We start from the raw sequence: 25,496 nt of genomic DNA on the forward strand, positions 1-25,496 counted from the left end.
CCGCCTCGGCCTGGCGCGCCGCGGCGCGCTCCAGCGGCTCCAGCACGCTCGCCCCCTGCCCGGCGCTGATGGCCACGCGGCCCCACGCCAGCAGTTCATCTGGCGGCAGCGGCTGCCGCGCTTGCGCCCGGGCATAGGCCTCGCAGGCCGCGTCCCAGTCGCAGCGCGTGCAGGCGGCGCGGGCCTCGGCCAGGGCGTCTTCGTCCCCACCGGCCGCCACGGCGGCGGACGCACTGCGCTCAGGCTCGCCGACTTCCGGCACGCAGAAGCGGTAGCCCAGGCGCGCATAGGTGCGCACCGCTTGCGCCAGGCCGGCCTCGGCCAACGCGGCGCGCGCCAGGCTGACGCTGCGCTGCAGCGCGTTGTCCACCACCACGCTGCCGGGCCACAGCGCGGACAGCAGCTCTTCCTTGGGCACCACGCGGTCGCGATGCCGCACCAGGTAGCACAGCACCTCGAACACGCGCGGCTGCAGCGGCACCTCGCGGCCCCGCACCAGCAGCGCGCGGCGCGCTTCGTCCAGCTCGCAGGCGCCGAAGCGCCAGCGGCGCGCGCCCGGCGGCGCGGGGGGCGGGAGGGCATCCATGGCGGCGGGAAAAGTATCAGGAATCGATCAGCGCGCGCGAAGGATTGATGGCGACCCGGTCTCTAGTCCTTGGACAAGGCTCTGCAGCGGCGCTGGAACCCTTCCCCCCGGCCTGCCGCCCAACCAGCCTGCGCCACGGCCCGGTTGAGCGACCGCCGCCCGCCCCACCCTACCGGTGCTTCGCCACCCCCACCCGCGCGCACATGTCACGCACCGGGCAGGTGGAGCAGCGCGGCAGGCTGGGCGTGCACACGTGCTTGCCGAAAGGCACCAGCAGCGCGTTGATCTCGATCCAGTGCTCGCGCGGCAGCTGCCGCTCCAGCACCGCCAGCGTCCCTTCGGGCGCGCGGGCCTGCGCGTAGCCCCAGCGGTTGGTGATGCGGTGCACGTGGATGTCCACGCCGATGCGCGGCTGCCCGCAGGCAATGCCCAGCACCAGGTTCGCGCACTTGGGCCCCACGCCGCGAAAGCCCAGCAGCACCGCCTCGTCGCAGGGCAGTTCGCCGCCGTGGCGCGCCACCACCTCGCGCGCGATGGCGTGGATCTGCGCCGCCTTGGGCTCGTGGAAGGTGCTGTCGGCGATGGCGGCATCGATGTCCGCCACGCCCAGCGCCGCCACCGCCGCGGGCGTGCGCGCGAGGCCGAAGAAGCGCCGCGCGCACACCAGCGTGGTCTCGTCGCGGGTGCGGATGGACAGGATGCAGGCCACCAGCTGCTCGAAAGCGGCGCTGAACCCTTCGTCGCGCAGCTCGAACAGCGCCGCCTTGGGATAGGGCTGCACCGCCACCTCGATGCGCCGCAGCGCCTCGGTGATGTCGAAGGGCCTTGAGGCGGCGGGCGCATCCATGGCGGAGGGCTTCAGCTCAGAACGAGCGCTGCGCCGCGGCCGGCGGCGTCCACTGGTAGCTCCAGGTCTCGGTCATGGCGCGGCCCTTGTAGCGCAGGAACAGCCGCAGCTCGACGGGATCGACGAGGTCGTCGGTGGGGCGCAGGTCGAAGCTCGCGCGCCAGCCGCGAATGGAGGCCAGCGGGCGGGCCGAGGTGATCTCGACGATGCCGCGCGAGGCCGTGATCACCGGCTCCAGCTGCGCCTGGCTGGACAGCAGTTCGAAGTCGCCGCCCGCGAAGTCCACCACGAAGCGCGCCGAGTAGTACTTGCGCTTCTGCCCCACGACGCCGCCCATGCCGGTGCGCGTGGCCACCACCTGCGCCATGCGCGGCGCCACCGGCGGCAACGCGCCCCAGTGCAGCTGGTAGCTGAACAGCCGCTCCTCGCCCGGCACCAGCGGCTGCGCCGGGTTCCAGAAGGCGACGATGTTGTCGTTGGTCTCGTCGTCGGTCGGGATCTCCACCAGCTGGACCTGCCCGCGGCCCCAGCCCGCCTTGGGCGTGACCCACAAGCTGGGCCGCCGGTCGTAGAACACGCCGTCGTCCTGGTAGTGGTCGAAGTTGCGGTCGCGCTGCAGCAGCCCGAAGCCGCGCGGGTTCTCGTCGCTGTAGGCCGAGAAGCGCAGCTGCTCGGGGTTGGTGAGCGGGCGCCACAGCCATTCACCCTGGCCGCTCCAGATCGCCAGGCCGTCGGAGTCGTGCACCTCGGGGCGCCAGTCGTTGGCGCGGCGCCGGTCGTTCTCGCCGTACTGGTACATGCTGGTCAGCGGCGCGATGCCCAGCCGCTCCACCGCGCGACGCGGGTACAGCGCCGCATCCACGTCCATCACCAGCGTGTTGCCGGGGTGGATGTCGAAGCGGTAGGCGCCGCTGACGCTGGGCGAGTCCAGCAGCGCGTACACCGTGAGCACGTCGTGGCCCGGCGCGGGGCGCTCGAACCAGAAGTCCGTGAACATCGGGAACTCTTCCGGGCGGCCCAGGCCGGTGTCGATGGCCAGGCCCCGCGCCGAGAGCCCGTACTGGCGCTCGCCACCCACTGCGCGGAAGTAGCTCGCGCCCAGGAAGGCGGCGACGTCGCCGCGCCAGTCGGTGTGGAAGTTCACCCGGAAGCCGGCAAAGCCCAGGTCCTTGGGCAGCGAGGCGCCGCGCAGGCCGCTCTTGCCGTAGTCGAACATCACCGGGTCGTAGGCCAGCTCGCGCGCCTGCCCGTTCACGACCTCGTGCAACCGCACGGCGGATTTGAAGTACAGGCCCAGGTGGAAGAACTTCAGGTGGAAGTTGCTCTGTGCGTCGCCGGCCCACAGGGCATGGTCGTCGCGGAAGCGGATGGCCTGGTACTGGTCCCAGTCCAGCGCCTCCACCGCCTTGGGCAGTTCGGCCGGCGGCGCCTTGTACGGCGCCGCGGCCCGGGCGCGGGCCACGCCCTTGAGCCAGGCGTAGTCGAAGGGTTGCTGCGCGGTGCCTGCGGGACTGCTGGCGGCGGGCGCCGCCCGGAGCGCGGGCCAGCAGGTGATGGCGGCGAGCGCGGCGGCGGCGCGGGCGAAATCGCGGCGTTGCATCGGTTTCGTCGTTGGCTTGCTGCAGTTGGGACCGGGCCAGCATAGCCGGCCGGTGCGGGATAGCCCGGTGCAGGGCTACGGTGTCGTTACAGCGAGCGCACGCACAGGCCGTAGCTCGCGGGGCAGCCCGTGCGCAAGCCGCCGGCGTTGTCGCGCCCGAAGGCCTCGGACTTGAACATCCGCAGCACGTTGTTGTAGGGCTTGTGACCGGTCAACGTGCGCGACCAGAACAGGTAGTTGGCGTGCAGGCGGTTCTGGGCGAAGGCGTGCAGCTCCGTCACCTTGGGCGGCGAGTGCGGGCCGTTCTGGGAGTGGGTGACATAGTTTTCCGGCTGCACCGACGGGCCGATGGGCACCTTGCCCTGGGCTTGGTCGTAGAGAGGGTAGGTGTTGCGGTTGAGATCGTGGTCGTTGAGGAAGGTGTCCGGGCCTCCCAGCGCCACCGAGGAATTGAGCATGTTGCGCACCAGCCCCGGCATGTAGCTGGCCGGGAAGTTGATGAACTGCATCACCACGGTGTTGGGGAAGGCGCGCCGCGTGGCCGTGTTGACCTGCGCCAGGTTGCGGAAGAACCCATCGGACTGCGCCCGGCTCAGCGGCTTGACCGCCTGCCCCATGGCCGTCTCGTTGAAAGCCACGCCTTCGACGGCGTTGTTGAGGTTGTAGCGCCGGCCCATCGCGCTGGTCAGCGCGATGAGGCGGTCGCGCACCTTGTCGTTGTACAGCGCGATGTTCTCGCCATAGCGCTGGCTGCTGCCCAGGGTGGGCTTGGCTTTGATGCGGATCTTGTAGGCACCGCCGCCGTACTCGGGCGTGTACATGTAGCCGGGGGCCGCGCGCAGGCCGGGCCTGAACGCCTTGGTCTCGACCATGATGAACACCCGCTTGCCGTAGGAGCGCGCCAGCGCGACGTCGCGGTCGATGGTGGCGAAGTTGTAATGGCCCTTGCGCGGCTCCAGCTGGCGCCAGCCGTAGCGCAGCAGCAGGCCCTTGACCTGCGGGACGTTCCGGATCTCGCGCAGCGCGGTGTGCAGCGAAGCCACGTCGCGGCGGCTGAGCGCGACGTAGTGGCCCGGATTCCACTTCACGCGCGTGCGGGCGGCACGCGCCTCGCCGGACACCGGCGGCAGGCTGGCGATGAAGGCCTGCGCGGTGGCGTCGTCGTATTCCAGCTCCCAGGGCTGCGGGTCGAGGGACGTGATGTCGTCGCTGCCTTCGTCCGCCGCAGTGCTACCAACGTCGGTACCCAGGGCCTGGGCCGTTTCGAGCGGCTGCGATTGCGCCAGTTCCGGCGCCGATGACGCCGCAAACTCCTGCGACGTTGTGTCCCCGCCGCCGCCGCAGGCGGTCAGCGCGGCGGTTGCCAATATCCAGGAACTGCTCAGAATCAAGCGCGAAAAAAGATTGCGCATAAATAACTACCCACAGTTGATTCGCGGCAGCCTGGCGACGCGGCATGGAAATACCGACCAGCGTGGAACCGGCTGAAACCGGCACAAACTGCCACATTCTTCGGATGGGGATGCCTGCCCATGGGCAGCATCCACTGGCCGCGCACTCTACAAGCCCAATGCCGAAAATCAGAGCCCTACGTCTTCTTTCATTTTCACGAATGGTTAGGGCAAGTTCCCCAAAGTAAGGTGCGCTTCATTCATCGCCATTTTTGACCTCAACTTGTGGACATTGCACAAGTTGAGTAGCGAATTGAAAGAATACGGAACTTTATTTCCCCGCCGTACCAGGGAAATTATCAGGCGCGCGGTGCGGAAAGCCCGGACATGGTGTAGCGACACAAGAATACCGGCGAGGGATATTCAAATTGGTATCGCGTTGAATAATTGAAATACCAGGATGCAGCCGGTTTCCAGTGGCGTCAATCCGGTGATGCAGTCATTTCCCAACAGACGCAGCGCAAAGTGCTTGGAACCGGGCGGCCAGCGCTTGGCGGGTCGCGCCGGGAGCGGAAGCGCTGGCCGGCGTTCAGCGCAGCAGGGCCTGCACCTGGCAGTTCACGGTGTTGGCCTTGTACGGGAAGCTCAGGCTGGAATTCGTGGTGCGCGACACCCGGCCGACGTTGCAGCCGGCGGAAACGTTGCGCGTGGCTTCCCAGGTGGCGCCCAGCGTCGTGAAGCGCGTGGTGTCGCTGCCGCTGAGGTTCTGCGCGCCGCCGCTGGCATCCACGACGGGGTTGACCAGCTTGCGGTCGCTGTAGCGCAGGTTGGCGTTGACGGCCACTTTGGCGGTCGCCTGCCAAGTGCCGTCCAGGATGGCCGAGTTCGTCACCCGCGAGCCCGTGGCCGTGAGGTCCGTGGTGTCCGCGGGCAGGAGTCGCTCGGTGTCGTCGGCGTCGCGCACCAGCGAGGTGGTGAAGGTGAGCTTGCCGGTGGGCTGCCAGCGCCAGCGCAGCAGGCCGTTGATGCCCGAGAAGTCGCGCCGCGTCGCGAGTTCGTAGCGGCGCTGCTCGTAGCCGATCCGGCCGTCCAGCCGGCTTTTGCCGGTGGCTTCCCAATCGGCGCTGATCTCGATACCGCGGCTGCGGTACTCGTCGGGCAACGGGGCGACGCCGCTGCTGGTGCGGGAGAAGGGATATTTGCCCCGCGCATGCACCGCCGCCGTGGCCAGCGTCAGCCGGTCACTGGGACGCCAGCGCACGCCCGCGCGCACGGCGCGGCGGTCGTTGTCGCGGAAGCGGTAGGCCTCGGCGGAATACTTCGTCTTGCGTTTATTGAAGCCGACGAAAGGCTGCAATTTGCTGCGGGCCGTGCCGCGCTGCACCGAAGCGTTGAAAGTTCGCTCGCGCAGGATATTCCGCGCGCGCAGCGTGGTGGCCGTGAATGGCGAACCATAAGACGCCAGGGATTTCTCGGTCGTGCCTTTCACCTGGCCGGAAAAACGCCCGGCGGTTTCCCAGTCCACGCCCGCGCTGGCGCCATATCCATTGTTGTCGAGCTCGTTGAGGCGACTGAATCGCTGGCGCCGCAAGGCCAGGTCGGTGTACACGCGCTGACGCCCGATGGGCCTGTCCGCGCCGGCCAGCACGGAGCCGGTGGTGTAGGAGTCCGACTGGGGCCCCTGAGCCGAGGGCACGCGGAACACGTTGGAGTCACGTCCTCGCGCGACCGAGGCGCCCAGGTAGTAAGGGCTGGCGGCGCTGGTGGCCGGGGGCCTGGGCGGGCCGGATTGCGCTTGGGCTGCCAGGGCAGCCAGCAGCAGCGCGCAGCCGGTCAGGACCAGGCGGGCTCGCGGCGGTGTAGGGCTCACGGCAAATCTCCACGGAAGGTCTTTCTGGCGGCGGCCCCGGGCAGGGGAAACCGCTGGCGCCGCCTGCCCATGACCGCCGGATCAAATCAGCAGGAAGCCCCGCTGAAGTGACGGCGGATCGTAGGACAGGCCCGTGCCCACCTCGTCATCCGTATCGAATCCGCCACGCCAGGAATTCCAGTCCAAGGCTGTAACCAGCGTGCGTGACGGCAAAAGGCTCAGCTCTGCAGAGGAAGCAGAGAACCGCGGTTGTTAATTCTTGATGCGACAGAAATCCGAAATTGCGAACGGTTGGGAAATGATGCCCCTGCCCTCGCGAAACATGGCTGCCGGCCTTCGGCGCCATCCAGTTCCTGAAGCGTGGAGGTCTTGAGTCCCGGCTCGGCCATGACAACCGTGGTAGTCCTCGGTTTATTGGGTGAGGGCGCAACCGATGCGGCCGCCCGGATTCAGCGCACCGCCTGCGCCAGTTGCGCCAGCGCCGCCTGCAGCCCCGCCACGCCACCCACGCGCTGGTCGTTGATGAAGATCTGCGGCATCTGGCGCACGCTGGGCCCGCAGCGTTCGTAGAAGGCCAGGCGCTCGGCCTCGTCGTCGATCTGGATGACTTCGAAGGGCAGGCCGCGGCTTTCGAGCAGGCGCTTGGCGGTATCGCACTGGGGACAGGCACTCTTGCTGTAGACGACGATTCTGAGATTCATGGAAGTTGTTGATGCAAAGCAGGCTCCAGTATCGCCGCTCAGTGGAGGCTTCTTGTTTCGCCGCCATGCGCGCGCTCCAGCGCATTGCCCGCTTTGGCCGGGTGGCGTCAAGACACTGTTGCGCCCATATCAAACGCGGCGCCGCGGCACCGCGTGCCTGAGTTCATGCCGTGGAAGAATCGCCACCCGGAGGATCGGAGGGAAGCGTGAAGGGGATCGTTGCGTTCGTTCTGTTTGCGCAATTGATGGCGGCGGCATCGGTGTTGGCCGCCGTGAAGCTGCGTCAGGCCCTGGGAGCGCCCGGGGTCACGCCGCTGCAGTTCCTCGTGATGTCGTTGCAGATGTGGCTACCCACGGCCATCGCCTTCGTGTTCGTGATGAACGTGGTGCTGGAGAAGTGGGAGTTGCGTCCGCTGCTGGCCATCCCGGTGCTGCTGGTATCGTTGCTCGTGCCGGGAGTGGCGATCGCGGCGCTGCTGGTACGGCGCGTACAGCGCCGCGCCAGGCCGGCCCGGCCGCTCACCGCCTGAGCCTGGGGAGCATGTTCAGGCCCGTGGCGGCATGCTTACCTCGGCCTTGCAGTGATCCGGTGTACAACACCCGGCAAGCTTTATTGCCTTTCCCCGCCGTGCGCCCGGTGATCTGGGCGCACAATTTCCGCGTCCCAACAACGCTTCACTTCAGGAGACCGTCATGAACGTTTTCTTTACCCAAGCCCAGGAAGCCGCCAAGCAGTGGAGCGAGCTGAGCACCGCTTTCTTCCAGGAACAGGCCAAGCTGTTCCAGTCGCCCTTGACGGGTGGCACCGGTGCCGCAACGGACCCGAACGTGGCCATGGCCGGTCTGGTCAAGGCCACCGAGCAGGCTGACGAGTTCATGGTCAAGGCCGTGAAGCTCCTCGATGCACAGAGCGCCCAGCTGATGGACGCCGCGCTGCAGGACAACGCCGCCAAGGAATCGCTGGCCCCGGTGGTCGCCGGCTACAAGTCGGCCTCGCAGGCCGTGGTGGCTGCCGTGGAACAGCTGGCCCAGGCCCGCAAGGCGCTGCTGGACAAGACCCGCGCCGGCTGAACAGCGCCACGCAGACATCACAGGGGCCCTCGGGGCCCTTTTTCATGGGCGCGCGCCCGGGCCGGCTACGCCGCCTCGTCGCCCGCCTCCAGCGCCTTGGCGGCGTGCGACACGAGGCGGTCGAGCAGCCGGTCGAGTTGCTCGCGCTCGGACGCATCCAGGCAGGCGACGATCTCCTCGTTGCGGCGCTCAATCAATGCCTTGACCCGGCGCCAAGTCTGACGTCCCTGCGGCGTGAGCTTGAGCACCACGCCACGCCCGTCCACCACGCTGGTCTGCTTGTCCACCAGCCCCTGGTCCACCAGCGTCTGCGCCGCGCGGCTGGCCTGGCCCTTGGTGAGGTTGGCCAGGCGCGCCAGGTCGTTCACCGACAAGGGCGCGAACGCCCCCACCGCGGCAAGGCAGCGACCCTCGTTGAGCGGGATGCCCGCCTCCTGCAGGTAGACGGCCTGGCTCACCCGGTCGGTGAGCTTGGAAAGGGTGTGGAGCCGGTGCGTGACCGTGCGATCGAGCTCGAAATCGGCCTGCTTCGCGGGCATCTTCTGGACCGTTGCAAATGTCGTGTACACGGCAAACCTTAACCCACGCCGGCTCCATGGACCGCCGCGGGCAGCGCCGCTCCGGGCTTGATGCTTGTCAACGCCGCGCCGTGCCGGCGCGTTGAACCGGACACGGCGGCTTGCCAAGCCGCCCCACCTGTTCAACGAGCCTGGAGTTGTCGTGGGTCTCGAAAAACGCCTCATCACGCTCGCCACGGCCGGCCTGCTGAGCCTCTTTGGCGGTTGCGCAGTCGTCCCGGCCGGGCCACCTTATGCGTCGGTTACGGTTGCTCCCGCACCGGTTTACGTCGCCCCCGCGTACCCCAGTCCCGGCGCGGGCTGGGCCTGGGCGTACCGGCCGTACTACGGCTGGGGCTGGCGCCACCCGTATTACGGCTGGCGCGGTGGATACCGCGGGAGCCACCGCGGCGGCTGGCGCTGAAGGCCAGGACAGTCCCGGTCAGGCCGAAGGACTCACAGGCACCATGGGCTGGGCCCGCGGCGTGGCGGCGGCGCCCTGGGCGTCCGCATCCGGTGCCGGGCACAACGCGGTTGCGGCATCGCCCTCGTTCAGCCCGTACACCCCGCGCCGGAACTTGGCGCAGCCCATCTGCTCCATCGCCTCGGCACAGGCCCGGCGCAGCTCCGGCAAGCGGCGCATGAACGGGTGCAGCTGAGCCAGCATGTCGAGCATCTCGGTAAAGAAGCGCCCGCACTCCAACTCCACCATGTGGCCGGTTTCGCTGGCCACGTGACGGTAGAGCACGCGACGAAAGCCGAAAACGCCGCGGGCGCGACCATCAAAGCTCTTCTCGTGCACCAGCACCTTGTTGCTCAGCAGCGAGTGCGGCAATAGGTACCCCTGCAACGTGAGCAGGCGGCGCAGCTTCGACTCGCGGCCACTGGAGCGCGGCAGCCGGTACGCCTCGTCCAGGCGCATGAGCGGCACCATCTTCTCCACCGGCGCCCAGCCCGCGATCTTCGTCCGCACCTGGGCCAGGTCCATGTGGCCGCGGAAGAACATCAGCAGCGCCGTGACGAAGACGGCGAACTCGCCCACCGTGATGCCGCCGCGGGTGGCGTCCAGCAGCGCCAGCGTGATGATCAGCGCCACGCCCAGGCTGGCAACCAACTGCGTCAGCGGACTCATCAGCGCCGCAGCCGATCCATTTCATACCCATCCCCGAAGCTGCTGCCACATAGCGCTCCAACGCTCGGCCCGCGTGGCAAGGTTGATCACGACGGCTTCCATCGAGCGCACGGTGCCAGCCCATGCTGCGACGCAACAACCCGGGCAGCCATCGCCTTAGCCGGAAAATCCCCTGTTTTTTCGGGCTTCCACGAAGGGGCTTACAGCACTTACACGACAAGTGCCTGCTCGCTGGCGAAACGAGCACACGCTCACGCGCAGCTCCTTCCTACGCTGCCAGCCCATCACGGCGCAGGGTTACTTGCGCCGGGCGGCACCGCAGATGCTGTATGTACATACAGTACCTGGTGACGAGCCAGGTTGAAGCAGTACGGCATGGGCGCGAGGAAGTACCAGAACGAAGCTGGAGCAGCAGCGGCACCCGCATTGGCGGCCGGGCCGCCGCTGGGTGTGACACTGGACCTGTTCGGCGGCCTGGACGCGGCCTTTGCCGGTCCGCCGGCGGATGAGGCGCGGCGCGCGGCGCGTGGCCGCTCGCGCGCAAGGCGCGAGGCGCCCGCGACCCAGCGGCCCGCTGCCGAGGCCCGCGTCGGCGTGCCGTTTTCCGCGCAGGCGCCGGACGAGGCACCCGCCCGCCTCGCCGTGCCAGCCGCGGTGGCACGGGAGCTGCCGAGCGGCCCAGTGGAACAGGCGCTGCTGGCGCTGCCGACCGAGCAGTTGCAGTGCGTGGTGGGCCGGGTGGCGACCGCGATCGTGCGCAGCGCGGAGTTCCAGATGGCACTGCGCGCGCAGCTCTACACGCTGGTGGCGCCTGCCATCACGGAGGCGCTGCGCGGCGCGCTGTCACGGCAGGAGATCCGCGAGTCGCTGCGCGAGAGCGTCGGGCCGGGGGCGCTGTTGGCGTCCGCCCTGGCGGGGCGCCCCGGCGCGGTGCCGCCGCCCACGCCGGGCGTGGCGCAGGTGGCGCCGTCGCCCTTGCCGGCGGACGTGGTTCCGCCAGAGGGCGAGGCTGTGATGCTGGCCGGCTACGAGCCCGCCATCGCGCGCGGCTACAAGACGGCGCTGGCGGAGGCGGGGTACGAAGCGCTGATCGTGGAGATTGGCCCCAACGACCAGGCCTTACCGGTGGAAGCCTATCGCTGCGCCATCGCCTGCCTGCCCGACGACGTGCTGGAGCACGTGGAGTCGGTGGTTTCGCGCCACCCGCTGCGCAAGGTGCTGCACCTGAGCGTAACGGCCCGGCGCCTGGTGGAGGCGGTGGAGCTGGAGCTGCCGCTGGGACAGGCGCAGCCCTGAGGCGCTGCTGGCGCGCCCAGGCTCAGAACAGTTCCACGTCGCCCGTGGCCGAAGCCGACTCCTCGAACAGGTCCACGCTGCCGCCGCGCGAAGCGCCTTCGAGCAAGCCCGCGGGCACCATGGTCGCCGGCCCCACGACGCAGTTGCGCCCCTTGGCCTTGGCCAGGTGGAGCGCGCGGTCGGCACGCTCGATGGCGCTGGTGGGCAGATCCGAGGGCCGCACGGCCGTGAAGCCGATGCTCACCATCACATGCCCCACCTGCGGAAACTTATGGCGGGCGACCTGTTCGCGCAGGTTTTCCAGCACGGCCAGGGCTTCCTTCTCGTCCGAGGCATCCAGCAACACCGCGAACTCTTCGCCGCCGAAGCGGAACAGGCGGTCGTCGAAGCGCAGCACCGCGCGCATGACCCGGGCCGTCAGCAGCAGCACCTCGTCGCCGATGAAGTAGCCGAAGCTGTCGTTGATCTGCCTGAAGTGGTCCAGGTCCACCGCGGCCAGGAAGTATTGCGGCGTCGGCTCGCCGGCCTGCCCGGCGAGTTGCTCGCTGGGCGCGATGGCGCGCTGGACCACGGCGCGCATGAAGCTGTCGTTGAACTTCTTGCGGTTGAACAGGCCGGTGAGGGGGTCGCGTTCGCCGTAATCCAGCAGCGCCCGGTAGTTGCCATACAGCCGCACGATGGACTGCGCGGTACGCCTGCCCTCCTCGGTCAAGGCCTTGGCACCGTGCACCTCCACCACGCCCACGGCCAGCGAGTTCACCACGATGGGCATCAGCGCCAGCGCCGACGAGCCCTCGCGCTCCACGATGCGCAGGTCGCGCAAGCACTCCACCCATTCCGGATGCCGAGCCAGTTCCGGCCGGTGCTCGTAATCGACCCGGCTCGTGCCCACCGGAACCGGGCTGGCCAAGACCTCGCTACGCGGCAGCGTGGTTCGCCAGCGCAGGTCGTGCGCCTCTCCCACGCAATGGTGCAAGGCGAGCAACTGGGGCTGCAGCACCTTGGCGAGCATGTCGAGCAGGAGCGCGTCGGCCTGCTCACGGTCCCGATAGCTCGTGAGATCGGCCAATTGGTCAATCAGAAACGTCATCTGGTCGTATCGATAGGCTGGAGGGTCGACGTGGTCCTGCTCGGTGATAGCGCCCAGGGCACGGCCAAGCACTCCCGGGTGCTTCGTCTTCATCGGCTTTTTCCCGGGAAACTCAAGGGGTACCTCGAGGGCCGAGGTGTAATAAGTCAGCTTGGCGGCCGACGCCGACGCATACCTTTCGGTCGCTTGGACCCGCGTCGTTCTCCATGAGCAGTGCAGGCCAGGACCCGCGATGGGACAGGCGGAGCGTCTTGAAGCGTGGTCGCAACACAGCTTTTAGCTCAGATTACCACTGATAATCTTTACCAATAGAAAATTAGTTCAACAGATCGATCGTAGGAGCTTCGAGTTTTCCCGCCCTGCAAACGAGACAAGGTGGGCGGCTTTGCTACATACGGCTGCCTGTACACCGGCGGCGCCGCCAGCCAGTTCGGCCCATAAGTGGTCACCTTTAATTTTTCTAGGAACGCTGCGCCGGCGCTGCTTGGCGTCTTCCGAAGCACGACGCCGAAGTACCTACCACCCGGGAGGCCGCTCGCCGGACGTGCTCCTCCCATGAACAGTCACTTGATTAACGGGCGAGCGTCAGGTGCCTGCTGGTGGGGGGCATTGGTGACCGTCTTTGGGATATCGGACGTGACGAACTCTGGTGGCATCCCGAAACCAGGCTTCATACGGGTTCCCTCTCAGCCGCTCGTGAAGCGTCAGAGAGCGGCCCCTCCGGGATTTGAAGCGCTGCCATGCACTCTCCGGGCTGAGGCGAGTTCTTGGTACTCCATGGACCCGGCGATGCTGCCGGTATGCCCTTTTCCGGTTCTTACTATGAATCCCTTGGAAATCAAGCACTTGTGTCCCGATGGAAAGGCGACTGTGGGTGAAGCCATGAGTAGGGGCGGTAGCAGGCGCTTCGAATCCAAAGGTGACCACTTCTGGGAAATAACGCGGTCCGGGCCCGTGACGGGCAGTGCGCCTCGGGCAGCATCCCTGGAAGACGAAGCCACCACCACGATGTCCAGCACGCAGCCATCCCATGAGTGGTCACCTAAGGGCGTAGTCCAGTGAAGGATTCGCTCCCGGCATCGTGGGCTCGCGCGCGGCGCGGGCAGCTGTTCCGCGATCGCCGGCATCCGCCACGGACCGAAGCTCACGGCGGAGCGCTCCCCTCGCCTGCTTCACTACGGCACCCGCGCAGGGCATCCGCTTGCCGGCAGGCCGATCGCTGCGATCGACGATCGGTCCGCGAAAAGAACCAGGGGCAAGAACGAGCGCGGGGTCAGATGGTGGCCACCGCCGTCCTGGACCAGTTGCGGGCCCACAGGCACGTCTTCACCATTCACCGTGACGGCAACCGGCTGTACGCACCCCGCCACGCAGCCCGAGTAGCGTCAATCCCGGAGGTCGGTTCTCAATGGCGCAGGGGGCAAGTTGCTGGTGTTGCTTGACACCGCAAACAAATCGGGCTGAACGCCAGCGCTGGGGTCCTGGTTCGCCGCCTCCAGGCTTCGTGCTGGCATGGGGGCCCCTGGGTCCCGCCTGCGCGGGGATGCCGGAGCAGCAGGAGCTGCCACTTGAGCTTCGTCCTGTGGGGAGCCATCGGCTCTCCCTGGACAGCAGCACGCCCTGCCGGGCATGACGAAGCAGTTGGCGAAACCACCCGCTTCAACCAACGTGCGACCCCTTCCCGGACGGCCCTCTGTGCTAAGTGGGTATCCATGCTGGCTGCGATGCCGCCCGACGTTCGTGGACACATGCCTTTCCGGATGTGGCGGAGTCAGGCCAGGCAAGGGAGTTGGCGAAGCCCGATGGGTGGACCTACCGCCCGAGCGCCACGCGTCGGACCCTCGCCCCACGAGTTGCCGACGTCTCCACCCGGCCTGCGCCCATGTCCACGGGAACGCGTCACGGACACCAGCGTGACGGTCTCCGCGATCGCCCGTGGCGGCATTCTGGTACTGGCGGCATCCGTGGATGGGGCCTGCGCAACCTACGGCCCGAAGAGCGAGGAAAAGACGGCCCGGATAAGCGAACCGCTCGGAGACTGCAAAGGCATGGCAATGACGGCCACTCCGTCCGCCATGACCGGCCTTGGAAGGCGACCGGTGCAACACGCTGCTCATGAAACAGGCTTGACCAGGCCCGGCCCCAGGCCAAGGGCATGGCACCGCGAACCGGTACACGCCCTTGCTTTCTCTGTAAGTCCTTGATTTACATGGACTTCATACTATGAACCGGTGCGCGAACCGTCGGCCAGCTCCTGCAGCAGCCGCGCGATGCGCGCCTCGGCCTCGATACGGTGCTGTTCGTCCTTGAAGTCGATGCGCAGCGTCGTGCCGCGGCTGACGTACTGGCAGAAGTCCAGACGGCCCGCGCGTATCTTCACCGGCTTGCCAGCCGCGGGCGTCGGCGGCAGCCGTGCCAGGCGCCGGCCGGCATGGCCCAAGGCTTCCTTCTGTGTGAGCTTGCCGTTCACCAGCAGCTCCACGGCTTCCACCACCCGATCCGCGGCGCCGTCCCGGGCCAGCCGCGCCAGCTCGGCCGCGCAGTTCATGCCGATGCCGTCGGGACGGTCCTCGATCAGTTGGCGCGCGCGCTCGGGCAAGTGCTCGAAGGCAAACAGCATCGACACCGTGGACTCCGGCACGCCGGCCGCCTGCGCCAGTTCCTTCTGCGTCGCGCCGGTCTTCTCCTTCTCGCGGCGGAAGCCCAGGTACTTTTCGAAGTCCGGCAGGGAAGGCTGCAGCAGGTTGGCGTAGAAGGCGGTGCGGTCGAGGATCTCCTCCTCGATATCCACCACCACCACCGGCACCGCGGCGCGGCCCAGGGCGCGAAAAGCATCGACCCGGTTGTGACCGGAGACGATTTCGAAGCGCCCGTTGTCCAGCGCCTTCACCGCCACCGGATGCACCAGCGGGTTAGTGCGCAGGTTCTCCTTGAGCTCCTCGAACTGATCCGGCGTGAGCTTGCGCTTGCGTCCCGGCTTCTCGTCGAGTTGCTCCAGCGGCACTTCCGTGGGCTGGCTGGCGAGCTTGCGGCGCAGCTCGGCATTGGCGGCCTCGGCTTCCTTCACACGCTCGTTGAGCGAGTCGATGGTGGGCTGCAGGAAGGCCACCGCGCCCGGCGTGGTGACCGGTCGCGCCCCCTGCGGCTCGGCCGCACCCGGCTTGGCCACGCCCATGTGCTCGACGGCGCGCTGGCTCTTCTTGAGGAGTTCGTCGCGCAGGCTCATTCGGCGGCCACCTTCCATACCAGCGCCTGGACCGACTGGTCGATCATCTCGACGAATTTGTCGAAGGCATCGCGGATGCGGCCGTAGGTGTCGGCGCTCACGCCACCGCTGTACTTGCCCAGGTCGTAGACGGTGCCGAACTTGATCGCGCTCAGCGAGCCAGCCGGGCTCTTCGGAATCTCCACCGGCAGCATGTACGGCCCGTAGGTCTTGATGATCCAGTCGCGCACCAGGCTGGAGGCGAGCTTGGAATCCACCTTGGACAGCAGCACACGCATGAACGCGAAGTCCTTGTGGTAGCGCCGGCCGCTGGCCAGCGCACCCAGCGTCTCGGACAGCAGGTTCCAGAACGCCACCGAGGAGGCGAAGTCCAGCGTCTCCGGCGGCACCGGCATGATCAGGCCGTCCGACGCGATCACCGCGTTCACCGCCAGGTACGACAGCGCCGGCGCGGTGTCGAAGATGATGACGTCGTAGTCCTCGCGCAGCGGCGTGATCGCGCGGTTGAGCATGTCCCACCACGCGATGTCCGGATCGCGCGAGTGGATGGGCAGGAAGATCTCGGCGCCGAACAGCGCCGGCGCCGCCGGGATGATGTCCAGCCCGTCCCAGTACGTGCGCTGCACCGCGTAGCGCAGGTCCTTGGGCGCCTCGCTCAGCGGCGGGATGAACAGCGGTGCCGCCGTCTGGTCTTCCATCACCTCCGCCGCAGGCAGCAGCCCGGTGAGCGTGGTGGAAGACGCCTGCGGGTCCAGGTCACAAATCAGCACCCGGCGCCCGCGCAGCGTCAGGCCCTGCGCCAAGTTGAAGGCGGTGGTCGTCTTGGTGGAGCCGCCCTTGAAGTTGACGATGGCGATGGTCGCGCCCGGTGCCCCTGCGGGGCGCTTCGGGATCTTGGACAGCCTGCTCACGTACTGCCGCGCCTCGGCCAGCGTGAACATGCGCCGCGCCCCGTTGGCCTCGTGCGAGCCCGAGGGCAGGTCGCCGCGCTTGGCGAGGTAGGTCATCTGCTTGGGCTCCACGCCGGCCAGGCGCGCGACCTGCGCGCCGGTAAAGACGGGCGGCGTCTTGCGTGGATGCGGTTCCAGCATGTCGGAACGCACCGTGTCCAGGCTGTGGCTCGCCACCTGCGCCAGTTCTAGAAGCGCTTCCAGCGAGAAACGCTGGGCCGAGGGAGCGTCGAGGACGGCGTTGGCCATAAGGTCCTTGTTAGTTTCTGAGGTCGGGCGAGATTTTGTCCGCGACCTCAGAATTTGACAACGAGCTTATGACTTGGCGGCGAGCATGCGCTGGGCGAAATCCAACAGATCCTCGGCCGTGGGCTCGCCCCAGGTGTCCTGCACCAGCCAGCGGCGGAAGCCCGCTTCTGCCACCTTGGTCGCGCGCTTCTTGAGCCGCAGCGGCGCGATGGCCTGGGCGTTGTAGCGCTCGACCAGCGCCGCCTGGTCCTCGGCATCGAGTTCCTTGAAATAGCGCTCGGCCTCGCCGAGTTGCGATTCGAGGTAGGCCTGGCGCAGGTCCACCTTGGGCGCTGGCGCAGGCTGGGCCTCGGCTACCGGCATGGCGTAGCGGTGCTGGAGCGCATGGCGGAAATAGGCCGCAGGGTTGTCCAGCTTGCCGGCACGCGAGTCGGTCATGCGCCGACGCGTGTACTCCAGCGCGGCACGCAGCTCTTCCAGACCGTGCTCCTTGGCCAAGCGCCGCGCCTCGGACTGCAACAGACCGAGGTTCACCATCTCCCCGATCATCTCCAGCACCTTGCCGTCCTCCACGGCCGGCTGGACCTCCGCCTTCTTTTCGAGCTGGAAGCGCAGCGCCACCACGCGCTTGCCCACCTTGGCCTCGACCAGCTCGATGCGCAGGCTCGATTCGGCATTGACCTCGGCGATGGCCGGCTTGAGCACCTTGGCCTTGAAGTATTTGTATTCCTGGTAGGTCTTCGCCTCGGCCGTCTCGCCCAGGATCATGTCGCGGAACTCCTCCCAGGGAACCTCGGCCGTGTGACCGATCTTCTCGAAGCGCACGCAGAACTCCCAGATCGCCAGCGAGCTCGCGCGCCGGAAGCGCCGGACCACGTTCATGTCGATGAGCGCGTAGATCTCGGGCTTGACGATGAGTTGGCGCAACTGGCTGCTGATCTGGTAGCGGATCACGTCCGCATGGATCTCCACCTCCGGGAACATCACCGAGGCCTTCCACGGGCGCTTGGGGCTGGTGGCGATCACGTCCCACTCGAACACGATGCGCATCAGCGCCTCGGCCGATTCCTTGAGGTACTGGCGGTTGTTGGAGTCAAACCCCACGTCCTGCGCCAAGTCGCGAATCCGCAACGTCCACCAGCCCTGCTCATCCGGGCTGTGCTCAATAGCGTGCTTGGCCCAGGCGTTGCCCAGCTTGCGCTGCAGCAGGCTCAGCGGTTGTTTGGGCTTGCTGTGGACGATCTGCACCGCCTTGCGAAAGGCGTCCGGCGCTTCCGGGCTCGCAAAGAGGGAAATCTGGGCTTCAGGTGACTCCTTGGGAGTTTTGCGGCTTGCCATAGGTGACCAAACAGGGGTGCGGGATAGTAACCTGAGCCGCGATATTTCCTGCCGTGCAGCCGGAGAAAGTTCTTTTCTCCGTTCATTCGGTGCTGCCGCTTGGCGCGTTGTGTATTTTTTGAAGGACGCTTTAGATCCTTTAAGACCTTTATCTTCGAAATTTTCGTTGCACGACAGGAACTTAGATGTGCTCAAGTCACCATTCATGGGATTAAAGGTGACTATTCATGGGTTTTCAGGTGTGTGGATTTGGGATATGGGTGACTGTTTCTGGGAATTCAGGTTTGTGGATATGGGACGAAGGTGACAAATCATGGGATGCCGCACTCGGAAAGTGCTGTTTCACCTACAGGTGACCGTTCATGGGACGCCGGCATGGTGACCATTCATGGGAACGAAGCGCCGATCGCGGGCATCTTCGCGGCGCGCTCCGAACCATGGTGGTGATCCGCTTTCCGGGGCAAGAAGGCGCCCAGAACGCATGAAGGTGACCAGGCATGGGACATGGAACGGTGACCAACCATGGGACGCCAATTCCCACGCGCCATGCCGCCTGGCCGGCGAAGGACGCCTGGGACGGGGTTTCAGGGCCAAGGTGAACATTCATGGGAGCGGGAAGAGCCTCCGTGTCCCATAGCCCGTCACCTTGCCGCGCGGGCAGGTCCGGCATGCATGGGCCATCGGACGGCGACATGCACCGGCGTGCCAGTTCGGCAGAGAAGCTCACCAGCCACGCCGGCCGGTTGTCTGCGCAACCGGCCCGGCCTCGCGCGCCGGACGGCATCCCAGGCGGTGGAGCGCGTGTCGGGCCCGAAGGCCCACGCCGCCACCGGATTTTCCTCAGCTTCTAGAATGCCCAGGCCGGCGCCGCGAGGTGCCGGCAGCGTTCTCAGGGCGGGGTGGAATTCCCCACCGGCGGTATTCGCGGCCTGCGCCGCGGGAGCCCGCGAGCGCCCGGCACCTCACGGAGCCGGGGTCAGCAGACCTGGTGCGAAGCCAGGGCCGACGGTCACAGTCCGGATGAAAGAGATCGCGTTGCCGTGGTGGCTCAGCGTCTGTACGTGGCCATCGCGTGTGCGCGTGCATGCGCCCTGATTCTGGCAATCCTCGTCGTACGGACCATGAATCAGATTCCGACTTCCGCTTCCTCCACCGCCGGCCTGCGCATCGCCGTGGTCAGCGCCTCCTGGCACCGCGACATCGTCGAGCGGGCCCATGAGGGCATCAACACCGAACTGGCGCGCCAGGGGCTCGATCCGGCCGCCACCCTCGTGCACTTCGCCGTGCCGGGCGCCTTCGAGATCCCGCTGCATGCGAAGAAACTGGCCGAGAGCGGCCGTTTCGACGCCGTTGTCGCCTGCGGGCTGATCGTCAACGGCGGCATCTATCGCCACGAGTTCGTCACCAGCGCCGTGATCGACGGCCTGATGCGCGTGCAACTCGATACCGGCGTGCCCGTGTTCTCCGCCGTGCTCACGCCGCGCGACTTCCACGACCACGAGGAGCACCGCAGCTTCTTCGCCGCGCACTTCGTCAAGAAGGGCGAGGAAGTGGCCAGCGCCTGCCTTGCCACGCTGCGGGGCCTGCGCCAGCTCCAGGCGCTGACGCAGTGAAGGGAGCGGCGGCCATGAAATCCGACGCTCCCAAGACGCTGCTGCCGCAGGTCGAGCGCGGCCCCGCCGCGCGGCTGCCCACGCCGCACGGCGAGTTCGAGCTCGAAACCTGGCAGGACCATGGCAGCGGCATCGAGCACTTGGTGATCCGCAAGGGTGAGCTCGCCGGCGCGCAGGGTGTGCTGGTGCGCGTGCATTCCGAGTGCTTCACCGGCGACCTGCTGGGCTCGCTGCGCTGCGACTGCGGACCGCAGCTGGAGCTGGCGCTGGCGCGTGTCCAGCAAGCCGGGCAGGGAGCCGTGATCTACATGCGTGGCCACGAAGGCCGCGGTATCGGGCTGGCGCAGAAGCTGCGTGCCTACGCGCTGCAGGACCAGGGCCTGGACACGGTCGATGCCAACCTGGCGCTGGGCCACCCGGTCGATGCGCGTCGCTACGAGGCGGCCGCGGCGATCCTGCAGGCTCTGGGCGTGGCCTCGATCCGGCTCATGAGCAACAACCCGCTGAAGCTGCTGGCGCTGCGCGAGCACGGCATCGAGGTCGTGGAGCGCGAACGCCACCAGACCGACGCCCAAACGCACAACGCCGCCTACCTGGCGACCAAGCGCGAGCGGCTGGGGCACCTGCTGGATGGCGCCGAGGCAGCGGTGGTTTCCGCCGCCGAGACGGCCGAAGCCACCGAAGCCGAGTTTCGCGCCGCTGCCTGATGGTGGTGTGAACAGCTTTCGTCACACCCGTGGAGCCTGTCCCCGCGCAGGCGGGGAGCGGGTGTCCACGAACACCGGGTGGCATTCCGGCATGCGTGGATGCCCGCCTACGCGGGCATGACGGGTCCCTCCGAACGGCCGACAGCTGGAATCACCCCGGCCGCGCGCTGCTCCTGAACCACTGCGCCAGGAACTCCACCGCCACGCGCAGCTTGGCCGAGCGCTCCAGCCGTGTCGGGTACACGGCCCAGACGTTGGCTGGCTGGATGCAGCCGGGCAGCAGTTGCACCAGCCGGCCCTGCGCCAGCAGCGGCGCCACTTCCCACAGCGAGCGCAGCACGATGCCGTGCCCGTCCAGCGCCCAGCGCAACGCGATCTCGCCGTGGTTGCTCGACAGCGGCCCCGACACCTTCAGTGCCTGCTCGCGCCCCTCGCAGCGCAGCTGCCACACGCCGAAGGGGTGGTCGCGCTCCTTGATCGCCAGGCAGTCGTGGCCGGCCAGCTCCGCCGGCGTGCGCGGCTGGCCGCGGCGCGCCACGTAGGCCGGCGAGGCGCACAGCACCCGATGGTTGTCCGCCAGCCGGCGCTTGATCAGGTGCGGCGCCGCCTCGTCGCCTACACGCACGTCCAGGTCGAAGCCCTCCGCCGCCACGTCGATCAGCCGGTCGAACACCTCCAGCCGCACCTGCAGCTGCGGATGCCGCTCCACCAGTGCGCCGATGGCCGGCGCCACCTGCTGGCGCCCGAAGCCGAAGCTGCTGCACACGCGCAGGCTGCCGCGCGGCTGCGCCCGCGTGCCACCCACCTCCTGCAGCAGTTGATCAAGGTCGTCCAGGATGCGCTGCGCCCAGCGCAGCACCCGGTCGCCATCCTCGGTCAGCGCCACGCTGCGCGTCGTGCGGTGCAGCAGCTTGGTGCCCAACTGCTGCTCCAGCAGCCGGATGCGCTTGCTGACGTAGGCGGGCGACACGCGCAAGTCGTCCGCCGCGGCGGTGAAGCTGCTTTTGCGCGCCACCACGCTGAAAACACGCAGGTCCTCGTTGGCCGGGGTGGAAGTGTTCACGGTACGTGCATAAAGACTTCACGGAGAGCCGGATTATCGGCATGGCGTGAATGGCTACGATGCGCCATCTTTTCAACGGAGCACCCCCATGGCCAAGGACAAGAGCTACAGGATTGCCGTCATCCCCGGCGACGGCATCGGCAAGGAAGTGATGCCCGAGGGGCTGCGCAGCGTGCAGGCCGCGGCGGACAAGTTCGGCATCGCGCTGGAGCTCACGCACATCGACTGGGCCAGCTGCGACTACTACCAGGCGCACGGAAAGATGATGCCGGACGACTGGAAGGCCCAGCTCCAGGGCCTGGACGCCATCTTCTTCGGCGCCGTGGGCTGGCCGGCGACGGTGCCGGACCACGTCTCCCTGTGGGGCTCGCTGCTGAAGTTCCGCCGCGAGTTCGACCAGTACATCAACCTGCGCCCGGTGCGGCTGTTCGAGGGCGTGCCCTGCCCGCTGGCCGGGCGCAAGGCCGGTGACATCGACTTCTTCGTGGTGCGCGAGAACACCGAGGGCGAGTACACGAACCTGGGCGGGCGCATCTACGAGGGCACCGAGCGCGAGATCGTGATCCAGGAGTCGGTGTTCTCCCGCCACGGCACCGAACGCGTGCTCAGGTACGCTTTCGAGCTGGCGCAGTCGCGCGTGCGCAAGAAGCTCACCGTCGCCACCAAGAGCAACGGCATCGCGGTGAGCATGCCCTGGTGGGACGAGCGCGCCGACGAGATCGGCCGCCGCTACCCGGAGGTGGCGGTGGACAAGCAGCACATCGACATCCTCAGCGCCCGCTTCGTGCTGCAGCCGGACCGCTTCGACGTGGTGGTCGCCAGCAACCTCTTCGGCGACATCCTGTCGGACCTGGGCCCGGCCTGCACCGGCACCATCGGCCTGGCCCCTTCCGCCAACCTCGACCCCGAGCGCCGCTTCCCGTCGCTGTTCGAGCCCGTGCACGGCTCGGCGCCGGACATCTACGGCCAGAACATCGCCAACCCGGTGGCCATGGTCTGGTCCGGCGCGCTGATGCTGGACTTCCTCACCCACGGCCAGGGCGCCGGGCGCGCGGCGCACGACGCCATCGTCAAGGCCATCGAGACCGTGCTGCGCGAGGGCCCGCGCACGCGCGACCTGGGCGGCAACGCCAACACCACCGAGATGGGCCAGGCGATCGCGGCGCTGATCTGATCTGAGCGCGCCGCCAGGCAGCGCGGCGGCTCAGGGCAGGACCGGGCCGAGCTGCCGGCGCTGCAGCAGCGCCTTGGCGTCCGTCGCTTCCACCGCCTTGGCATACAGCCAGCCCTGCGCCCGCGCGCAGCTCAGCGAGCGCAGCGTGCGGGCCTGGGCCTCCGTCTCCACGCCCTCGGCCACCACCTCCAGGTCCAGCACCTGCGCCACCTGCAGCGCCGCCTTGACCACCGCGAGGTGGTAGGGGCTGGTCTCGATCTCGTTGATGAAGCTGCGGTCGAGCTTGACCTGCTGCACCGGCAATCGGTGCAGCGCCGCCAGCGAGGAGTAGCCGGTGCCGAAGTCGTCCAGCGACAGCCGGCAGCCCAGCTCCCGCAGCCGATGCAGTACCTGCAGCGACGACCCATCGTCCTCGACCATGGCCAGGCTCTCCGTCACCTCCAGCTGCAGCCGCTGCGGCGGCATTCCGAGCTCGGCCAGCAGCCGCTCGATGCGCCCGGGCAGTGTCGTGTCCGAGAGCTGCGCACGGCTGAGGTTGACCGACAGCCGTTGCCCTGCCGTTGGTGCGTGCGCATCCCACGACATGAACTGCGTGCAGGCTTGGCGCAGGATCAGCTCGCCCAGCACCGCGATCTGCCCGCTGTCCTCCGCCACCGGTATGAACTGCGCCGGGTTGATGAAGCCTTGTTCGGGGTCGCGCCAGCGCGCCAGTGCCTCGAAGCCGGTGATCGCGCCGCTGGCAATGTCCACGATCGGCTGGAAGACCGGGAACACCCGGCCCTCGATCGTGAGCGCATGGCGCAGTTGGGTTTCCAGGCTCATGGCGCTGGCCACGCGTTCCTGCATGGCGGGCTCGAACAACACCCAGCGGCTGCGTCCGCTGCGCTTGGCTTCGTACATGGCGGTGTCCGAATCTCGCAGCAACTGTTCGGGCTCGCTGTGCGGGTCGGCCAGCACCACGCCCATGCTGACCGTCAGCACCAGCTCCTGGCCGCCCAGCTGGTAGGGCTGGGCCAGTGCCCGCACCAGCCGCTCCGCCAGCGTGGCTGCGTCGGTGGGGGTGCGCACGCCGTCGGCGATCACCACGAACTCGTCGCCGCCCAGACGCGCTGCCACGTAGGAAGCCGTGCCGTCAGCCGGGCTGGCCGCGTCCCGCTCCTGCTTCGCGATCACGTCGCCCGGGCGCAGGCAGCCGCGCAGCCGCTGCGACACCATCCGCAGCAACTGGTCGCCGACGCCGTGGCCCAGGCTGTCATTGATCTGCTTGAAGCGGTCGCAGTCCATGAACAGCATCGCGAAGGGCCGCTGTTCCATCAGGCGCTGCGCCAGTTGCGACAGCAGCCCGCTGCGGTTGAACAGCGAGGTCAGGCTGTCCGTTTCGGCACGCCAGGTCAGCTCGTGCAGCAGGCGCTCGCGTTCGGTCACGTCCACCAGCACGCAATGCCAGGGGCCTGCCGCCATGCGCCGCTGCGCGGCCAGCTCGATGCGGCGCTGCGGCCAGCGCCGCGGCTGCAGCACCACCAGCCAGCGGGGCGCGTCCTGGCTTTCCGCCTGTTCCAGGCTGTCCTGCAAGGCCTGCCGGCTCTCCGGGGTAAGGCTCTCCAGCAGCGCCGCCGCATCGGCCAGAACCTGGGCATGGGTGACGCCCAGCAGATCCAGCAGCGGGCCGCTGGCGTACGGAAACTGCATCCGCTCGCCCACGCGCTGCACCTGCAGGATGGCGCCCGGCATGGCGTCCAGGCTGTCCTGCGCCCGGCGCAGCTGCGCCATCAGCTGCGCGCGCTCGGCGCCCGGCACCACCAACGCGACGTAAGCCTGCCCGCCAGGGCCGTCGTGCCGGCGCCAGAAGCTCAGCAGCTGCGCAGGTGCTGAGCCTTCCTGCACCTCCAGTGCCACCTCGTCGAGCGCGCCGGTGCGCTTCAGCTCAGGCCAACGCGTGAGCTCCCACCGCAGCCGCTCCGCCGAGGTCAGCCGCTCGGCGATGGGGCCGGGCGGCAAGCAGTGCCCAGGCAGACCGGGCAGCGCAGCGGGGTGCAGCAGCCGTCCATCCGCATCGACACGCCAAGTGGTGACCGGTAGGTCCGAAGCGCCGCCGGTTGGCAAGGCTTGAGCGAGGTCCAGGCTCACGCCGCGATCCTCCCCAGTGCCGCTGCCGCACCGGCGCAGGGCGCAGGGGGCGGTTCGCCCGAGCTCTTGATCTTGAATATGCAGATTCTTCAGCTGCGACACCGGCGACTTCCCTTGCAAAGACTCCCGCTCCCGTTCCCACCGAGCCAAGCCGGTTCAGGACCAGAGGGGCGCGCAGGTCATCGTCCGGGCAAGGACATAGTTGATACCCGGCGGCGCATCAAGCCGGGTTACTTGCGAAGTTGGTCCCCAGAAGCGGGAAGCCTGCCAACTATTCACGCGCCGTTCGGCGGGGACGCCAGCCTTCCCGGAAGGCGAGGCGAGGATTCATGTCGCTGCCGGGCATCCGGTTCTTTGCCATGACACTCCGCTGACTTCGCCATCGCAGTCCCGCCATGACCAAGAAGATCGCAGTTCTCGCGCTCCTGCTGGCGCTGTTCGCCGCCACGGTGCTGGGCTGGCGCCGGCTCCACCCGCCGGCGGACGCACGGCAGCTCACGCTCTACGGCAACGTGGACATCCGCCAGGTCTCGCTGGCCTTCGAGGGCAGCGACCGCGTGGCGCAGATGCGGGTGGAGGAGGGCGAGCACGTGCAGGCCGGGCAGGTGCTGGCGGTGCTGGACACGCGCACCGCCACGCTGCGGCTGGCGCAGGCCGAGGCCCAGGTCGCGGTGTTGGAGCAGGCGCTGCGGGCGCTGCGCAGCGGTAGCCGCCCGGAGGAGATCGGTCAGGCCGCGGCGCAGACCGCGGGCGCGCAGGCCGAGGCACAGCGCGCCCGGCTGCAGCTCGAACGCCTGGAAGGCGCCGCCGCCGGCACGGACAGGCGCGGCGTCAGCCCGCAGGACCTGGACAACGCCCGCGCGCAGTGGCGCGTGGCGCAATCGCGGCTGGAGGCCGCGCGGCAGGCC

21 protein-coding genes and 1 riboswitch are annotated in these 25,496 nt (G+C 68.1%); of the genes, 7 read left to right on the forward strand and 14 right to left on the reverse strand.

What is annotated here, in order from left to right:
* From Q0741_RS00745 to Q0741_RS00770, 6 genes are all read right to left on the reverse strand, one after another.
* Nucleotides 1-586: winged helix-turn-helix domain-containing protein (locus Q0741_RS00745; protein ID WP_298231291.1), on the reverse strand; the 586-nt coding region annotated here is incomplete at its 3' end.
* Between the two features lie 169 nt (nucleotides 587-755).
* Nucleotides 756-1,433: an endonuclease III gene (gene nth, locus Q0741_RS00750; RefSeq protein ID WP_298231292.1), complete on the reverse strand. Its 678-nt coding sequence runs from the start codon at nucleotides 1,431-1,433 to the stop codon at nucleotides 756-758.
* 16 nt (nucleotides 1,434-1,449) lie between these two features.
* The gene (locus tag Q0741_RS00755) at nucleotides 1,450-3,033 is read right to left on the reverse strand and encodes a glucan biosynthesis protein (protein WP_298231293.1); all 1,584 of its coding nucleotides are present in this window, start codon (nucleotides 3,031-3,033) and stop codon (nucleotides 1,450-1,452) included.
* Between the two features lie 86 nt (nucleotides 3,034-3,119).
* Nucleotides 3,120-4,400: a hypothetical protein gene (locus Q0741_RS00760; protein ID WP_298231294.1), complete on the reverse strand. Its 1,281-nt coding sequence runs from the start codon at nucleotides 4,398-4,400 to the stop codon at nucleotides 3,120-3,122.
* A 613-nt stretch (nucleotides 4,401-5,013) separates the two neighbouring features.
* Complete coding sequence (locus Q0741_RS00765) at nucleotides 5,014-6,294, reverse strand: hypothetical protein (protein ID WP_298231295.1); 1,281 nt, start codon at nucleotides 6,292-6,294, stop codon at nucleotides 5,014-5,016.
* A 449-nt stretch (nucleotides 6,295-6,743) separates the two neighbouring features.
* The gene (locus tag Q0741_RS00770; RefSeq protein WP_298231296.1) at nucleotides 6,744-6,995 is read right to left on the reverse strand and encodes a glutaredoxin domain-containing protein; all 252 of its coding nucleotides are present in this window, start codon (nucleotides 6,993-6,995) and stop codon (nucleotides 6,744-6,746) included.
* A 206-nt stretch (nucleotides 6,996-7,201) separates the two neighbouring features.
* On the opposite strand from Q0741_RS00770, the gene Q0741_RS00775 reads away from it, so the two are divergent.
* Both Q0741_RS00775 and Q0741_RS00780 read left to right on the forward strand, forming a co-directional pair.
* On the forward strand, nucleotides 7,202-7,525 hold the full coding sequence (locus Q0741_RS00775; protein ID WP_298231297.1) for a hypothetical protein: 324 nt from the start codon (nucleotides 7,202-7,204) through the stop codon (nucleotides 7,523-7,525).
* Between the two features lie 163 nt (nucleotides 7,526-7,688).
* A complete protein-coding gene (locus tag Q0741_RS00780) occupies nucleotides 7,689-8,066 on the forward strand; it encodes a hypothetical protein (RefSeq protein ID WP_298231298.1) in 378 nt (125 codons plus the stop codon).
* Nucleotides 8,067-8,131: 65 nt separating this feature from the next.
* Here Q0741_RS00780 and Q0741_RS00785 read toward each other — a convergent pair whose 3' ends face one another.
* Together Q0741_RS00785 and Q0741_RS00795 are read right to left on the reverse strand one after the other, a co-directional pair.
* Nucleotides 8,132-8,605, reverse strand: a complete 474-nt coding sequence (locus Q0741_RS00785; RefSeq protein WP_298231299.1) for a MarR family winged helix-turn-helix transcriptional regulator — start codon at nucleotides 8,603-8,605, stop codon at nucleotides 8,132-8,134.
* Between the two features lie 460 nt (nucleotides 8,606-9,065).
* On the reverse strand, nucleotides 9,066-9,755 hold the full coding sequence (locus tag Q0741_RS00795; RefSeq protein ID WP_298231300.1) for a hypothetical protein: 690 nt from the start codon (nucleotides 9,753-9,755) through the stop codon (nucleotides 9,066-9,068).
* A 375-nt stretch (nucleotides 9,756-10,130) separates the two neighbouring features.
* On the opposite strand from Q0741_RS00795, the gene Q0741_RS00800 reads away from it, so the two are divergent.
* Nucleotides 10,131-11,051 (forward strand): hypothetical protein, encoded by a 921-nt coding sequence (locus Q0741_RS00800; RefSeq protein WP_298231301.1) that lies wholly within the window; start codon nucleotides 10,131-10,133, stop codon nucleotides 11,049-11,051.
* A gap of 22 nt (nucleotides 11,052-11,073) precedes the next feature.
* Here the strand turns inward: Q0741_RS00800 and Q0741_RS00805 are convergent, their stop codons facing one another.
* The 4 genes from Q0741_RS00805 to Q0741_RS00820 all read right to left on the reverse strand — a co-directional run bounded on the left by Q0741_RS00805 (nucleotide 11,074) and on the right by Q0741_RS00820 (nucleotide 17,814).
* Nucleotides 11,074-12,141, reverse strand: coding sequence for a GGDEF domain-containing protein (locus Q0741_RS00805; protein ID WP_298231302.1), 1,068 nt, complete (start codon nucleotides 12,139-12,141; stop codon nucleotides 11,074-11,076).
* A 2,221-nt stretch (nucleotides 12,142-14,362) separates the two neighbouring features.
* Nucleotides 14,363-15,367 carry a ParB/RepB/Spo0J family partition protein gene (locus Q0741_RS00810; RefSeq protein WP_298231303.1) on the reverse strand — a complete coding sequence of 335 codons (1,005 nt, stop codon included), beginning with the start codon at nucleotides 15,365-15,367 and terminating at the stop codon, nucleotides 14,363-14,365.
* The gene (locus tag Q0741_RS00815) at nucleotides 15,364-16,566 is read right to left on the reverse strand and encodes a ParA family protein (protein ID WP_298231304.1); all 1,203 of its coding nucleotides are present in this window, start codon (nucleotides 16,564-16,566) and stop codon (nucleotides 15,364-15,366) included. Before Q0741_RS00815 ends, Q0741_RS00810 begins: the two co-directional genes overlap by 4 nt.
* Nucleotides 16,567-16,632: 66 nt before the next feature.
* Nucleotides 16,633-17,814 carry a replication initiation protein gene (locus tag Q0741_RS00820; protein WP_298231305.1) on the reverse strand — a complete coding sequence of 394 codons (1,182 nt, stop codon included), beginning with the start codon at nucleotides 17,812-17,814 and terminating at the stop codon, nucleotides 16,633-16,635.
* A 971-nt stretch (nucleotides 17,815-18,785) separates the two neighbouring features.
* Nucleotides 18,786-18,940, forward strand: a riboswitch (FMN riboswitch).
* A gap of 85 nt (nucleotides 18,941-19,025) precedes the next feature.
* Between Q0741_RS00820 and Q0741_RS00825 the strand changes: the two genes are divergently transcribed.
* Together Q0741_RS00825 and ribA are read left to right on the forward strand one after the other, a co-directional pair.
* A complete protein-coding gene (locus tag Q0741_RS00825) occupies nucleotides 19,026-19,517 on the forward strand; it encodes a 6,7-dimethyl-8-ribityllumazine synthase (RefSeq protein WP_298231306.1) in 492 nt (163 codons plus the stop codon).
* Nucleotides 19,518-19,531: 14 nt separating this feature from the next.
* The gene (gene ribA / locus Q0741_RS00830; protein ID WP_298231307.1) at nucleotides 19,532-20,224 is read left to right on the forward strand and encodes a GTP cyclohydrolase II; all 693 of its coding nucleotides are present in this window, start codon (nucleotides 19,532-19,534) and stop codon (nucleotides 20,222-20,224) included.
* Nucleotides 20,225-20,375: 151 nt separating this feature from the next.
* Here the strand turns inward: ribA and Q0741_RS00835 are convergent, their stop codons facing one another.
* Nucleotides 20,376-21,287, reverse strand: a complete 912-nt coding sequence (locus Q0741_RS00835; RefSeq protein WP_298231308.1) for a LysR substrate-binding domain-containing protein — start codon at nucleotides 21,285-21,287, stop codon at nucleotides 20,376-20,378.
* Nucleotides 21,288-21,375: 88 nt separating this feature from the next.
* Between Q0741_RS00835 and Q0741_RS00840 the strand changes: the two genes are divergently transcribed.
* Complete coding sequence (locus tag Q0741_RS00840; protein ID WP_298231309.1) at nucleotides 21,376-22,461, forward strand: tartrate dehydrogenase; 1,086 nt, start codon at nucleotides 21,376-21,378, stop codon at nucleotides 22,459-22,461.
* A gap of 30 nt (nucleotides 22,462-22,491) precedes the next feature.
* Here the strand turns inward: Q0741_RS00840 and Q0741_RS00845 are convergent, their stop codons facing one another.
* Nucleotides 22,492-24,588 (reverse strand): EAL domain-containing protein, encoded by a 2,097-nt coding sequence (locus tag Q0741_RS00845; protein ID WP_298231310.1) that lies wholly within the window; start codon nucleotides 24,586-24,588, stop codon nucleotides 22,492-22,494.
* Between the two features lie 395 nt (nucleotides 24,589-24,983).
* Between Q0741_RS00845 and Q0741_RS00850 the strand changes: the two genes are divergently transcribed.
* Nucleotides 24,984-25,496 (forward strand): biotin/lipoyl-binding protein (locus Q0741_RS00850; protein WP_298231311.1); only part of this gene is annotated, 513 nt, incomplete at its 3' end.

The sequence above is a fragment of the uncultured Azohydromonas sp. genome (genome assembly GCF_937926365.1).
GTDB lineage: Bacteria > Pseudomonadota > Gammaproteobacteria > Burkholderiales > Burkholderiaceae_C > Azohydromonas.